At 45.0% G+C, this 14645-nt stretch carries 11 protein-coding genes and 1 other annotated feature; of the genes, 6 read left to right on the top strand and 5 right to left on the bottom strand.

Translation table 11 applies throughout. From position 1 onward, the window contains the following. Positions 1–605: 605 nt before the first annotated feature. The 3 genes from clpB to rluD all read right to left on the bottom strand — a co-directional run bounded on the left by clpB (position 606) and on the right by rluD (position 5034). Positions 606–3179, bottom strand: coding sequence for an ATP-dependent chaperone ClpB (gene clpB, locus ACF8CV_RS19765; protein ID WP_005460310.1), 2574 nt, complete (start codon positions 3177–3179; stop codon positions 606–608). A gap of 147 nt (positions 3180–3326) precedes the next feature. Continuing rightward, a complete protein-coding gene (gene pgeF, locus ACF8CV_RS19770; RefSeq protein ID WP_138938682.1) occupies positions 3327–4055 on the bottom strand; it encodes a peptidoglycan editing factor PgeF in 729 nt (242 codons plus the stop codon). A gap of 1 nt (position 4056) precedes the next feature. Continuing rightward, positions 4057–5034: a 23S rRNA pseudouridine(1911/1915/1917) synthase RluD gene (gene rluD, locus ACF8CV_RS19775; RefSeq protein WP_005460300.1), complete on the bottom strand. Its 978-nt coding sequence runs from the start codon at positions 5032–5034 to the stop codon at positions 4057–4059. Positions 5035–5170: 136 nt separating this feature from the next. Here rluD and ACF8CV_RS19780 point away from each other — a divergent pair, with 136 nt between their 5' ends. From ACF8CV_RS19780 to yjjX, 5 genes are all read left to right on the top strand, one after another. Beyond that, positions 5171–5899: an outer membrane protein assembly factor BamD gene (locus tag ACF8CV_RS19780; protein ID WP_005460312.1), complete on the top strand. Its 729-nt coding sequence runs from the start codon at positions 5171–5173 to the stop codon at positions 5897–5899. Positions 5900–6033: 134 nt separating this feature from the next. Next, entirely contained in the window at positions 6034–7515 is a 1482-nt protein-coding gene (locus tag ACF8CV_RS19785; protein WP_328287968.1) for a lytic transglycosylase F, read from the top strand. Between the two features lie 330 nt (positions 7516–7845). Continuing rightward, positions 7846–8172, top strand: coding sequence for a ribosome hibernation-promoting factor, HPF/YfiA family (hpf, locus tag ACF8CV_RS19790; RefSeq protein WP_005468590.1), 327 nt, complete (start codon positions 7846–7848; stop codon positions 8170–8172). 107 nt (positions 8173–8279) lie between these two features. Beyond that, positions 8280–8402 (top strand) — a sequence feature (Phe leader region). A 13-nt stretch (positions 8403–8415) separates the two neighbouring features. Continuing rightward, positions 8416–9594: a prephenate dehydratase gene (gene pheA / locus ACF8CV_RS19795; RefSeq protein ID WP_005468591.1), complete on the top strand. Its 1179-nt coding sequence runs from the start codon at positions 8416–8418 to the stop codon at positions 9592–9594. Positions 9595–9618: 24 nt separating this feature from the next. Beyond that, on the top strand, positions 9619–10152 hold the full coding sequence (yjjX, locus tag ACF8CV_RS19800; protein WP_021450232.1) for an inosine/xanthosine triphosphatase: 534 nt from the start codon (positions 9619–9621) through the stop codon (positions 10150–10152). Between the two features lie 48 nt (positions 10153–10200). Here yjjX and trpR read toward each other — a convergent pair whose 3' ends face one another. Beyond that, positions 10201–10512: a trp operon repressor gene (trpR, locus tag ACF8CV_RS19805; protein ID WP_005497218.1), complete on the bottom strand. Its 312-nt coding sequence runs from the start codon at positions 10510–10512 to the stop codon at positions 10201–10203. A 13-nt stretch (positions 10513–10525) separates the two neighbouring features. Continuing rightward, on the bottom strand, positions 10526–12472 hold the full coding sequence (sltY, locus tag ACF8CV_RS19810) for a murein transglycosylase (RefSeq protein ID WP_392417395.1): 1947 nt from the start codon (positions 12470–12472) through the stop codon (positions 10526–10528). Positions 12473–12835: 363 nt separating this feature from the next. Here sltY and ettA point away from each other — a divergent pair, with 363 nt between their 5' ends. Continuing rightward, positions 12836–14503 carry an energy-dependent translational throttle protein EttA gene (ettA, locus tag ACF8CV_RS19815; RefSeq protein ID WP_005460278.1) on the top strand — a complete coding sequence of 556 codons (1668 nt, stop codon included), beginning with the start codon at positions 12836–12838 and terminating at the stop codon, positions 14501–14503. Positions 14504–14645: the final 142 nt, after the last annotated feature.

Consider the following 14645-nt stretch of genomic DNA (forward strand, 5'->3'; position numbering starts at 1 on the left):
TTATCGTTCCCCGAAGGTTCTGATAACTCGTTTCCGCTCGACTTGCATGTGTTAGGCCTGCCGCCAGCGTTCAATCTGAGCCATGATCAAACTCTTCAATTTAAAGTTTTTTCGGCTCAATGAATACTGAACATTACATAAAGTAATGTTTGAATTGACTGTGCTGAATCCGAAGATTCAATGGTCACTTCGTTTCATTGAAACCTAATTTGATACCGAGGTATCGAATTGGATTATCATCAACGAGTGCCCACACAGATTGATAGGTTCTTATTTTTAAAGAGCACACTTTGAAGTTCTCTTCAAAGTGGACGGCCATTTTAGCTAGATAACTTATCGTGTCAAACACTTTTTTAAGTTATTTATCTGCGAGTTAATTCTTAACTCACTGACCTTGTTGACTAGGCTTCGCTTAACTTGCTTTCCCTTGGCAACGGAGGCGCATTATAGGGAGTTCATTGAGGAACACAAGCCTATTTTTCAAAAAAACTCTCCTTTTTAGTTCATTCGTATAGAAAACATCCAAAACGGACTAAAAGCGCATAGAAAAGGGGCCCGAAAGCCCCTTAAATGTGATTTTAATCTCACTTTTTGTGTCAGTGCAATTACTGATGAGCGAGAATTTGGTCATTAGTAACGATTAGCTGCACTTTCTTGTCTGGAACTATTTCACCAGCAAGAATGGATTTAGCTAATGGGTTCTCGACATTCTGTTGAATTGCTCGTTTTAAAGGACGTGCACCGTATACTGGGTCGAAACCGACTTGGGCGATCAAGTCGAGTGCTTTATCAGAAACCTCTAATTGATACCCTTTTTCTTCTAGTCGTTTTGCCAAGCGTTCTAATTGAATAGAAGCAATGGACTTAATGTGCTCTTGACCAAGTGGGTGGAATACCACTATTTCGTCAACACGGTTCAAGAACTCTGGGCGGAAGTGTTTGCTAACCACATCCATCACTTCACTCTTGATACCTTGATAGTCCAATGTGGCGAAGTTCTCTTGGATTCGAGAGGAACCCAAGTTTGATGTCATGATCACGACGGTGTTACGAAAATCAACCGTACGACCTTGTCCATCAGTGAGTCGGCCATCATCGAGCACCTGCAGAAGAATATTGAACACATCTGGATGTGCTTTTTCTACTTCATCCAACAAGATCACTGAGTATGGTTTACGACGAACCGCTTCAGTTAGATAACCACCCTCTTCGTAACCAACGTAACCTGGAGGCGCACCCACTAATCTTGCGACTGAGTGTTTCTCCATGAACTCCGACATGTCGATACGTACCATTGCATCTTCGCTGTCGAACATGAAGCTCGCGAGTGTCTTACATAATTCCGTTTTACCGACACCAGTTGGGCCTAAGAATAAGAAGGAACCAATTGGTCGGTTTGGATCAGAAAGCCCAGCTCGGCTACGACGAATCGCGTTCGATACCACTGCAACTGCTTCGCTTTGCCCTACAACACGATTGTGAAGCACATCTTCCATGCGAAGTAGTTTCTCTTTCTCCGCTTCTAGCATCTTAGATACTGGAATGCCGGTTTGTTTAGAAAGCACTTCTGCGATTTCGTTATCTGTTACCTTATTGCGAAGCAGCGTCATTTCTTGCATTTCAGCCTGAGTCGCCAAGTCTAGTTGCTTCTCTAATTCCGGAATACGGCCGTATTGAAGCTCAGACATTCGGTTCAGATCACCAGCACGACGCGCAAACTCCATGTCCATGCGAGCTTGCTCTAGTTCAGATTTAATATGCTGAGTACCAGAAAGTGCGGCTTTTTCTGTATTCCAAACCTCTTCTAACTCTGCGTATTCGCGTTCTTTCTCATTCAACTCATCATTCAATGCTTGCAGACGCTTTTCACTCGCTTCATCGTGCTCGTTACTTAGTGCTTGTTGCTCAATTTTTAGTTGGATGATTTTACGCTCAAGCTTATCTAATGATTCTGGTTTTGAATCGATTTGTAGACGAATGCTTGAAGCAGCTTCATCGATCAAGTCAATGGCTTTATCTGGCAACTGACGGTCCGAAATATAACGGTGCGACAAACTTGCCGCTGCAACAATCGCTGGGTCAGTAATTTCTACATGGTGATGAAGTTCATAACGCTCTTTCAGACCACGAAGAATAGCCACCGTATCTTCTACTGTCGGCTCATCCACCAGCACTTTTTGGAAACGACGTTCTAATGCAGCATCCTTTTCGATGTATTGACGGTACTCATCCAATGTTGTTGCACCAACACAGTGAAGTTCGCCGCGAGCCAATGCTGGTTTGAGCATGTTGCCCGCATCCATTGAACCTTCACCTTTACCAGCGCCGACCATAGTGTGTAGTTCATCAATGAAGAGGATGACGTTGCCTTCTTCTTTAGCAAGTTCATTCAATACTGATTTTAAACGCTCTTCAAATTCACCACGGTATTTCGCGCCAGCAACAAGTGCGCCCATATCCAGTGATAGAACACGGCGACCGCGTAGACCTTCTGGCACTTCGTTATTAACGATTCGCTGCGCCAAGCCTTCAACAATTGCGGTTTTACCCACACCAGGCTCACCGATGATCACTGGGTTGTTTTTGGTGCGACGTTGCAATACTTGAATCGTGCGACGAATTTCATCATCTCGACCAATTACAGGATCCAATTTGCCCTGCTCAGCTCGCTCAGTTAAATCGATGGTGAATTTTTCAAGAGCCTGACGTAGCTCTTCAGCATTTGGATCATTGACCTTTTGACCACCTCTGATCTTTTCAATCGCTTGACTCACTTTTTGCTCGGTCAGTCCAACTTCTTTAAGTAGTTGCCCTAAAGGACCACGATCTTCTAATGCCGCAAGCAAGAAGACTTCGGACGAGATGTAGGAGTCTTGACGCTTTTGAGCCACTTTGTCACACAGATTGAACAAAGTCCCCATCGAGCTAGAAAGCTGCACATCACCACCGATGCCACTCACCTTTGGTAATCGATCAAGCATTTCGCCCAGCTTTGAGCGGAGATGAGTTACATCCACGTCCAGCATTGTCAGCAATGGACGAATTGGACTGCCATTTTGATCAAGCAAAGCCACCATTAAGTGAACTGGCTCGATGTACTGATGATCGCGCCCTAACGCTAGTGATTGAGCATCAGAGATAGCGATTTGAAACTTACTGGTAAATCTATCAAGACGCATATCGACCTTCCTAACCTCAATTAAAGAGAATTCTTTTGACAGTAGAAAGATGGATACTCAGTGGGGGAATTTCAAGGGAGTGAATAAATAAAGATAGCTTTGCAAAAATAGAACTATGCATCTCAGCTCTTTTGAGCTTTATGGGGCTTAGTCTTCAATCCAGATAAACGTAGCTTGCCTTCCTGTCACACCATCTCGGCGGTAAGAATAAAAGGACTCTTTATCTTGGTAAGTACACAAACCGGAATCGAAAACTTGCGAGACGCCAGCCCTGTTGAGACGCTGCGTCGCTAATTGCGACATGTTGGCAAGCCATTTACCTTCCACATTACGAGGGGTAAATGCGCGCTGAGCTTTTGAGTCAAAATCGACAAACGCTTGTAGAACATCTTCGCCCACTTCAAACGCCTGTGGACCAATAGCAGGCCCTAACCATGCCATCACATCACCCGAAAATAATGCGAGAGCATTTTCAACGATACCATTTGCCAAACCACGCCAACCAGCATGAACTGCTGCAACTTGAGTACCTTGAGTATTCGTCAGTAGTACAGGCAAACAATCAGCGGTCATGGCAGAACACACAACATTACTCGCCGATGTGAAGATACCATCAGCATCAAGCACTATTGACGTAGGAGCATTCGCATGGGCAACGACAGTAGAATGAGTTTGGTTTAACCAAATTGGCGCACTTGGCATATTCGCTTGCTGTGCCAACCAATGACGATTCTTCGCTACGATAGAAGCATCATCCCCAACGTGCGCACCGAGATTTGACCCTTGATAAGAGCCTGTCGAAAAGCCACCAACTCGCGTAGAAGCAAAGGCTTTGACATTTTTAGGTGCAGACCAGTTAGGAATGATTGCCTTCATTTTAAAACTCGTCTGGTAAACCGTATTCTTCAGTGTCTTTACGAAGAGCTTCAGTCATTGCCACCATATCATCTGGCACTGGAGCATGGAATTCCAGTTCTTCACCAGTGATAGGGTGTTCAAAACGAAGCATTACGGCGTGTAGCGCCTGACGATCGAAACCACGAATCATGTCCGTCAGTTCTTGCGATGCACCAGTAGGAATACGTGCACGACCACCATAAGCAGTATCACCTAACAGAGGATGCTGTAGGTAAGACATATGAACACGGATTTGGTGAGTACGACCAGTTTCCAAACGCAGACGGATACGCGTATGCTCACGGAAGTGTTCTGCTACACGGTAGTGCGTTACCGCAGGTTTACCCAAAGGAGCTACAGCCATGAGTGTGCGTTTAGTCGAGTGGCGACCAATTGGTTGATCCACTTTACCACCCGCTGTCATACGACCGATTGCAATCGCTTCGTACTCACGCGTGATGTTGCGTTTTTGCAGGGCACGAACCAAACGAGTTTGCGCTGGAACGGTTTTCGCCACAACCATCAGACCTGTGGTGTCTTTATCAAGACGATGCACGATGCCCGCTCGCGGTACTTCTGCGATGTCTGGGTAATGATGTAGCAATGCATTCAGCACGGTACCATCTGGTGTACCAGCGCCAGGGTGAACGACGAAGTCACGAGGCTTATTGATTACGATGATGTCATCATCTTCGTAGACGATATCTAATGGGATATCTTGTGCTTCCCAGCGTTCTTCATCTTCCAACTCGGCTTGCAAAGTAATTTCCTCACCACCCATAACTTTGGTGCGAGGTTTAGTGACAACTTCACCATTCACTTGAACTTTCCCGTCCAGCAACCATTCTTTCAGGCGCGAACGAGAGAAGTCAGCGAACAATTCGGCGATAGCTTGGTCTAAACGTTGACCTAACTGGCTATCTTTTACGGTATTTGTTAATACAATCTGCTGAGCCATATCGAACTTTTTTAAAAACTGTGAGACTAATGCTCACGACTGTGGAAAAATAGACTATTACGTCATTGTATCTGTTACTGGAAAGAAAGTAACGGCAGCTTAAGAAATATTTAGATTCAAGGAACAGACTCCTGATATGAAACGTCAGACTTTAACAGGCCTTTTAGCGGTATCTCTTCTGTTTGGATGTGCAAGCAAAGAAGAAATCGTTCCTGATGTGCCACCTTCGGAACTGTATGCAGACGCACAAGTCTCACTTCAAAGTGGCAACTGGCTTTCTGCGATTGAGAAACTGGAAGCGTTAGACTCACGTTACCCATTTGGTGCCTACTCTGAACAGGTGCAACTTGACCTTATTTACGCATACTACAAAAACGACGATCTAGCGTTAGGCTTAGCAACCATCTCTCGCTTTATGCGCCTAAACCCGACCCATGAAAAAATGGACTGGGTGCTTTACATGCGTGGCCTGAGCCACATGGCTCAAGATCGTAACTTTATGCACGACCTGTTTAGCATCGATCGTAGCGACCGCGACCCAGAGCCCGTGAAAAAAGCATTTGATGACTTTAAGAAGCTGCTTCAACGTTATCCAAACAGCCCATATGCGGAAGATGCACAAAAACGCATGGTGGCCTTGAAAAACCGCTTAGCGAATTACGATTTAGCTACCGCTGATTTTTACCTTCGCCGTGAAGCATGGATCGCAGCCATTAACCGTAGCCAAGAGCTTCAAAAATCATTCCCTGATACAGAAGCTGCTCGCAAATCGTTAGAAATTCAGCTGGAAGCCTACAAGCAGCTGCAACTAGAAGATGCCGTTGCAAGAACAGAAGCGCTCATTAAGCTAAATCCTGTCAAATAAACGCCTACCGCCACAGCTCAAACTGTGGCGGTTTTGTTTTCTACCACCAATTCCTTCTCTTTGAACAATCTTGATGATTTTTTGAGCACAACTTATGCTTAGAGTTCTACTCCACCATTAAACTGGACGTGAACGTGACCATATCTAAGTTTTGGGCAATGCTGTTCTTTCTGTTGTCGGCGTCCGTTTACGCTTTGGAAATCTCACCATTAAAACAGCCTCCGTACACGGGTGACTTAGATGTCATCAAGGAGAAAAACGTATTGCGCGTTTTAGTTTCTGCCGATTTAGGCTTCTACTATATCGAAGGAGGAACACCAAAAGGGATTGGCGCAGAGCTGCTGGCTCACTTTGAAAAAGATTTACGCAAAATCAAACCCAAACTGAACGTACAAATCATCCCTCTAGCGCGAGACCAATTGCTCCCTTCTCTCGAGAACGGCTCTGGTGATTTAGTGGTGGCAAACTTGACGATCACCGATGCCCGAAAACAAAAAGTCGACTTCAGTACCCCAATCTTATCCGGCATCGAAGAGTGGGTGATCACCAACAAAAATACTTCAACCATCACTAAACTTGAGCAGTTGAGCGGTAAGGAGATTTGGGTACGTGCCAGTTCCAGCTACTTTGAAAGTATTCAAGCCGTCAACAAAACACTGAACAAGAAAGGCTTACCGCCAATTATCGTGCACTTCATCGAAGAGACTCTGCAAGACTACGAACTCGTCGGCATGCTCAACAATGGCTATATCAAAGCCATTGTTTTAGATAGCCACAAAGCCAAACTTTGGCTCAATGCGATGGATGACATCAAAGCGCATAAGAAAGTCCCTCTTCGCAAAAACGGCAACATCGCTTGGGTAATGCGACAAAACAGTCCTCAACTCAAAGCAGTGGTGAACAAATTCATCCAAAAATCTCGCTCAGGCACACTCCTTGGAAACGTCATATATAGCAAATACATCGACAATACCAATTGGCTCAATAAGGCACTTAACCCTAAGAAAATTGCCCAGCTAGAAAAACTGTCGGCGCTGTTTTCACGCTACGGGGAGAAATATGACTTGGATTATTTGCTGATTGCGGCGGTTGCGTATAAAGAGTCCGGATTTAATAACAACTTAGTCGGCACAAGAGGCGCTGTGGGCATAATGCAAGTCTTACCGAGCACAGCGCGCGATCCAAACATCAACATCAAAAATGTTCGACAACTCGAAAACAACATCCACGCAGGAGCGAAATACTTAGCGTTTTTACGTCGGCAGTACTTTGGCGATAAGGCCATTACGGCTGAGAACAAAATTTACTTTACCTTGGCGGCTTACAATGCGGGCCCAGGTAATGTCGAGAAAATGCGCAAGCGAGCCGCACAGCAAGGCTACGACCCCAACGTTTGGTTTAATAATGTCGAAGTGGTCATGCGAAAAAGCCTCAGATCAACGGTCAGTTATGTGACCAGCGTGAACCGTTACTACGTCATCTATAAGCAACTAGAGAGCTTAGACCTCGCCAAAACACTAGAAAATGTGCTGCTGATTCCTGATGACCCAGTCTTTATGACACCAATAAGGAAAATCACTCAAACGCCAGATACAAAAATGCCGCTTGTTAATTAAGCGGCATTTTTATTATTCAGTGTACTTTGAAATTGCAGAGTGATTAATGTCACATTTTCATTCTAGTTAAAATTTGACCACTCTAAAAAGCAGGCTGAACAACGTCCCTAAAAACGAAGGCGTTTTCAGCTGAGTACTCTATCCAATCTAATGATTTGCTAACCGATAACAAGCAATTTTGCGATAAATCTCAACAGATCTTGAGTGAGATCACATTCATTTTTCATCATCAAAAACACAACTTAAAAGGTGATCTAAATCACATTCTTTTATCCTTAAAGCGGTAATCTGAACTCAACCCATGAGGGATGCAACAGAGGAAAAACACTTATGACAATGAATATCACTGGCAAAAACATCGAAATCACCTCTGCAATCCGTGCTCATATTGAGAGCAAGTTTAAAAAACTGGAGAAATGGCAAGTCGACATTATTGGATGCCAAGCAACTTTCAGTGAGGAACCGAATAAACAGAAGAAATTCGAAGCGGTAATTAAAGTTCCTAAAGGCCAACTTGTCGCCTCAGCAACTCACGAAGATCTTTACGCAGCTATCAATGAAGTGGAGCAAAAACTAGAACGACAACTGAATAAGCTGACCCACAAACCTGAAGCTCGTCGTGCCAATAAGCCTGAGCTAGTGGAAGAAGAAGAGTAAACCGACCAGATTGAGGAAGTAGCGCCGAAAGGCGCTATTTTTTTGCTTGACGCTCCCCGCCTGCTTGCTTATTGTGTTTAAACACTCATAAATTAAGCACTATTTATGCACTTAACCTCACTGTTTATTTTTGACTTCTTTTTCCTTCCATAGTTGGAGGGGCTAACTCGTTTGTGAAAGAAAAGTCAAAAACAAACAGAAAGCCTCCCCACTCGGGAGGCTTTTTTTATAAGGAAAGAATTGATGACTGACCAACCTATTTCCCTTGAAGAAATTCGTTTACGCTTGAATGAGCTTGATGACCAGCTCCTTAGCTTGCTGTCTGAACGCCGTAAACTCAGCATTGAAGTAGCCAAAAGCAAAGTACAAACCTCAAAACCGGTTCGTGATGCCGTTCGAGAGCAACAACTGTTGGTTAAGTTGATTTCCAACGGCCGAGACAAATACGAACTCGACGCTCAGTACATCACCAAACTTTTCCACACCATCATTGAAGATTCTGTCTTACTTCAACAAGGTTATCTGCAAAACCTTGTGAACCCACAACAAAGCCGCAAGCCACTTGCACGCGTCGCTTTCTTGGGAGCCAAAGGTTCTTACTCGCACTTGGCAAGCCGCGAATATTTCAGTCGTAAAAATACCGAGCTTATCGAGCTAAATTGTGAGCATTTCAAAGAAGTGACTCGAACGGTGGAATCTGGCCATGCTGATTACGGTGTGCTGCCCATCGAAAACACCAGCTCGGGCTCGATCAATGAAGTATATGACCTACTACAACACACCACGCTGTATATTGTTGGTGAGCTGACTCAACCTATCGAGCACTGCTTAGTTGCAACGAAAGACATTCGCCTCGAAGACATCAAAACACTGTACTCGCATCCGCAACCGCACCAACAGTGCAGCGAATTCTTAAGCCGTATGAAAGGCGTGAAACTTGAGTCTTGCGCAAGCACAGCAGACGCGATGCAAAAAGTCCAAGAGATGAATCGTGATGATGTGGCCGCAATTGGTAATGCTTCAAGTGGTAAGTTGTACGGCCTACAAGCGATCCAAGGCAACATCGCAAACCAAACCGAAAACCACACACGCTTTATTGTCGTCGCGCGTAAACCAGTTGAAGTCTCAACACAAATTCCAGCCAAAACGACGTTGATTATGTCGACCTCCCAAGAGGCGGGCTCATTGGTTGAAACTCTACTGGTACTGCAACGCTACGGCATCAATATGACTAAGTTAGAATCGCGTCCAATCATGGGTAATCCGTGGGAAGAAATGTTCTACGTTGATCTAGAAGCACACCTAGGCTCAACCGAAATGCAGCAAGCATTGCAAGAGCTAACAAAAATCACTAAACACTTGAAAGTACTGGGTTGTTATCCAAGCGAAAACATCAAACCAACGCAAGTGAAATTGAGCTAATAGACATCGATGAGTGAAAAGATCATGGCAACCCAAAAAGTCGTTATCGCCTCTCTAAACCCTGCAAAAATCAATGCGGTAAAGAGTGCATTTCAAAGCGCATTCCCTCAACAAGCTTTTGAGTTTGTCGGCATCAGCGTTCCGAGTGAAGTCGCCGATCAGCCGATGACTAACGAAGAGACCCATCGCGGCGCAGTCAATCGAGTTAAAAATGCCAAAGTGGAAATGCCAACTGCAGACTTTTATGTTGGCTTAGAAGCTGGAATTGAAGGCAATGTGACGTTTGCGTGGATGGTGATTGAATCAGATACCCATCGTGGAGAATCTCGCTCAGCCAGTTTGATGCTACCGCCAGAAGTATTAGCTCAACTTGCAGATGCTAATGAACTTGGTGATGTGATGGACAAAGTATTTGGCACCGAAAACATCAAACAAAAGGGCGGCGCAATCAGCTTGCTGACCCAAAACCAATTAACTCGTAGCTCGGTGTATCATCAAGCATTAATTCTGGCGCTGATTCCATTTACGAATCCAGACCACTTCCCTGCCAATCTTTAATTCGAATTACCAGATACGAAAAAGGGCGGATATTTCCGCCCTTTTCTGTTACTTCGCGACTTGAGCCACTTGCTCTAGTAAGAGTTTCAGCTTGTCTTTTTCCGCCTCGGATTTCGACTTCAACTCATTTGAGCCACGAGTGATCGTGGCAATGCCAACACCAAGCATCTGACTGATCTGACGTTGAGATAATTCCCCTTTGAGAAGCTCATTAAGAATGTTAACGCGTGCAGTTAATGATTCCCTCTCATCAGGTGTCATCAGCATGGTTAACAACATCTCATGTTGCTGGCTATCCACGCTGGATCGGATTAGCTCGACAATCTGTTGCCAGTCTCTGTACTCGGGTTCGTGTGACATCAAGTTACCTCACTCAATACTTGGTATTGATCTCGTGTTGATTCAAGAACGCGCCGTCGATACCCAAAAGATCACGATAGTAGGTTTCAAACATTAGAATGTTTTGCACATACCCACGAGTTTCGTTAAATGGAATCGCCTCAATAAAGGCGTATGCGTCCACTTTGCCTTGGGTTCGCTCTCGCCACGTTTTTACTCGGTTAGGGCCAGCATTATAAGCGGCGAGCGCAAAAATACGATTATTATCGTAATCCTCTAGCAAACCTTGCAGATAATGGCTACCGATCTCGATGTTTTTGCCGACGTTGTATAAATCATCGCTACCTTGATAAGTCAGCTTGTATTTACGCGCCGTGTACTTCGCAGTCGCTGGCATGATTTGCATGATACCGCGAGCCCCTACCGGAGAACGCGCCTCTGAATCCAATGCACTTTCTTGTCTGGCTAACGACATCATCGTAATCGGGTCGATGTCATGCTTCTTCGCATAAAAGTTGAACCACCAGCGGTGCGCAATTGGGAATCGCAGTTCAATGTTGTCCCACATTTGCGCTTGGATACTGGCTGTGACGGTTAGGTGATGCCAATTTTTGGATGAGGCATACGCCGCCAACATCGCCTTTTCATCTTTACCTACTCTACTCAGCAAATGCGCCCACTCACTTTTCGCTGCCGCAATTTTATCTGTCGCAATCAACTCTTCAATACGAGTGAGAGAGTTTTGATACGGGTGAATAACCTTAGTATCGAGCTTAATACGATGAGATGGATATTTGATTGACTGACCAATCGCATTCGCCGCAGCCACGCTGTAGAAATTGCGCTGACCAACTAAGGTCGCCAATCGCTGCTTGCCTGCAATATCATCACCCAGCGCAATCTCACTTCGACCTAACCAATATTGCCAGCGAAGCGAGGCTTGCTCATCTTTGTTGAGCACGGCAATCCACTGTTGAACACCTTTCCAATCTGCATTTTGAATTGCTAGACGGATACGATTTTCGATCAAAGCGACATTTTTACTGGTTTTCGTCTTATCATCTCGCCATTTGGCTAGTGAATCGGATTCAGTACGAATCAGACGAATCGCAATGTAGTCCGCAAGTGCTTGGGCTTTTTCTGCTGAGAACTTTTGTCCTTTCACGACTTGCGCATACGCTTTTTGAGCTTGATTGACATCCATGCGAGCTAGCTTTTCTAACGCATATTCACTCTGAGCACGATAAAAGTCATTGGCTGGCTTTTTCTTAGTAAACTCAACCACCGTTGCAGGTTTATCAAACAGCGCTTTCATTTCTTGCGCTTGTTGTTTCGCTTTTGCAGAGCTTGGCAGCTTTTGCAAATAAGCCATCAAACTACCGTTACGAGCATCAAACGCCAACAACATGCGTTGCAGAACCAAATCGTCTGTACGTCCACCCGCTTTATCCCAAGCATTAAATAACGGGTCACACTCACTCGCGATGCTAGAACCGCTTAGCCACATGTCTTCTGCGCCTTTAAAGGCTGCAACTTGTTTGCCTTGTTTTAACTGAGCAACGTAAAAAATACACTGATAACGCTCACCACTTGGAATGACTTTTTGAAACTCAGTGATGGTTTTCCAATCTTTCTGTTTGTACAAGTTATCGAGATAAGGCGCACGAATGCGACGTGAGAAAGGGAACGCCTCATGCTCATTAATGAAAGCATCCACTTGTTGTGGTGATTTCATGGATAGCTGCCTGATGAACGTTCGGTAATCCACATAAGGAGTCAGTGGATAATCAGCAATTTTTGGACGAATAGATAAGTATCCGTCAATGTCATTCTTATCTAATAAATCTTGAGCTTGTTCATATACTTCGCGCTGCTTTTCTAAGCTGAGCGACGCGTTTGCCGTCATGCTCACTGCACATAACGCAGCGGCATAACACACGTTTTTAGCCAATTCAGATACGTTGAATCTCATTTGTGTCATTTTCCCCAGACATTTACTGCCCCAAAGCCTAGTTTTCTTAGAGTTCAGTGTTTTGAAGGCGCTTTGAATCCATGCATTCATTCGTTTGGAATGCGGCTATCACTGTAAAACAACTTGGTGTATTAAAATTTGTACTCGTGAAACTTTTAAGACAATAGAGGCATGATGTTCCCAATAAGCAATGCAGACGCTCCTAAAATCAAAGCGAATAACAAAAGTGTATACCCTAACCGTGTAAGTTTCCGGTCAGCTGAAAATAAGAAATCTCATCCATAGGGAAATTCTTGCAATCCGGTAACAAAACAAAGGGAGTTGGTATAAAATAGTGGGTTTGAATGACTGTTAATTTAGGAACGATCGGCAATGGCTGAATACGTATATACCATGTCGCGGGTGAGCAAAATTGTGCCACCTAAGCGTCAAATTCTTAAAGACATCTCTCTGAGCTTCTTCCCTGGTGCGAAAATCGGTGTTTTAGGTCTGAACGGTGCAGGTAAATCTACCCTGCTACGTATCATGGCTGGTATCGACACGGATATCGACGGTGAAGCACGTCCACAACCGGGCCTAAACGTTGGCTACCTACCGCAAGAACCAGTACTCGATGAATCGAAAACCGTTCGTGAAGTCGTTGAAGAAGCAGTTGCTGACGTTGCTGACGCACTGAAACGTCTTGATGCTGTGTACGCTGCATACGCAGAACCAGATGCAGACTTTGATGCCCTAGCGAAAGAGCAAGGTGAACTAGAAGCTCTGATCCAAGCAAAAGACGGCCACAACCTAGAAAACACGCTAGAGCGTGCGGCAGATGCACTTCGTCTACCTGAATGGGACCAAAAAATCGCTCACCTATCTGGTGGTGAACGTCGCCGTGTAGCAATTTGTCGTCTGCTTTTATCGAAACCAGACATGCTACTACTCGACGAACCAACCAACCACTTGGATGCAGAGTCGGTTGCATGGCTAGAACGCTTCCTAGTGGATTACTCTGGTACTGTTGTGGCGATCACCCACGACCGTTACTTCCTAGACAACGCAGCAGGTTGGATTCTTGAGCTTGACCGTGGTGAAGGTATTCCATGGGAAGGTAACTACACCTCTTGGCTAGAGCAGAAAGATGCACGTCTACAACAAGAAGCATCACAAGAAAGCGCTCGCCAAAAGACCATCGAGAAAGAACTTGAATGGGTACGTAAAAACCCTAAAGGTCGCCAAGCAAAATCTAAAGCACGTATGGCGCGCTTTGAAGAGCTACAAAACACTGAGCACCAAAAACGTAACGAAACCAACGAGCTGTTCATCCCACCAGGTGAGCGTCTAGGTGACAAAGTGATTGAAGTGAAGAACCTGACTAAGTCGTTTGACGGTCGCGTTCTGATTGATGACCTATCGTTCAACATGCCTAAAGGTGCGATCGTGGGTATCATCGGTGCCAACGGCGCGGGTAAATCAACGCTATTCAAGATGCTAAGCGGCACTGAACAACCTGACTCAGGTACCATTGAGATGGGTGACACAGTGAAACTCGCATCTGTTGAGCAGTTCCGTGATTCAATGAACGATAAGAACACGGTATTCCAAGAGATTTCTGAAGGCGCTGACATCATCAAGATCAACAACTTTGAAATCCCTGCGCGTGCGTACTGTTCACGTTTCAACTTCAAAGGCTCAGACCAACAGAAAGTGATTGGCGAGCTATCTGGCGGTGAACGTAACCGTGTACACCTAGCAAAACTGCTTAAAGCGGGCGGTAACGTACTACTACTCGACGAACCAACCAACGACCTTGACGTTGAAACGCTACGTGCTTTAGAAGAAGCACTACTAGAGTTCCCGGGCTGTGCAATGGTTATCTCGCACGACCGTTGGTTCCTAGACCGTATTGCAACGCACATCATCGACTACCGTGACGAAGGCCAAGTTAACTTCTACGAAGGTAACTACACTGAGTACATGGATTGGTTGAAGAAAACGTTGGGCCCTGAAGCAGCAGAGCCGCACCGCATCAAATACAAACGTATTGCGAAATAATGATTACGACAGACTGACACCGAAACTTACGCTTTCTGGAAAGTCTGTTGGTAATTTATACAAAGGCCGCTATCATAGCGGCCTTTGTCGTATACCCCAGCCAGTTAAAAGCGCCTTTCTGGGCCATTTTGATTGGCGTTAT

Origin of the sequence: Vibrio sp. zbq_1 (assembly GCF_043102935.1) — a bacterium.
GTDB lineage: Bacteria > Pseudomonadota > Gammaproteobacteria > Enterobacterales > Vibrionaceae > Vibrio > Vibrio parahaemolyticus.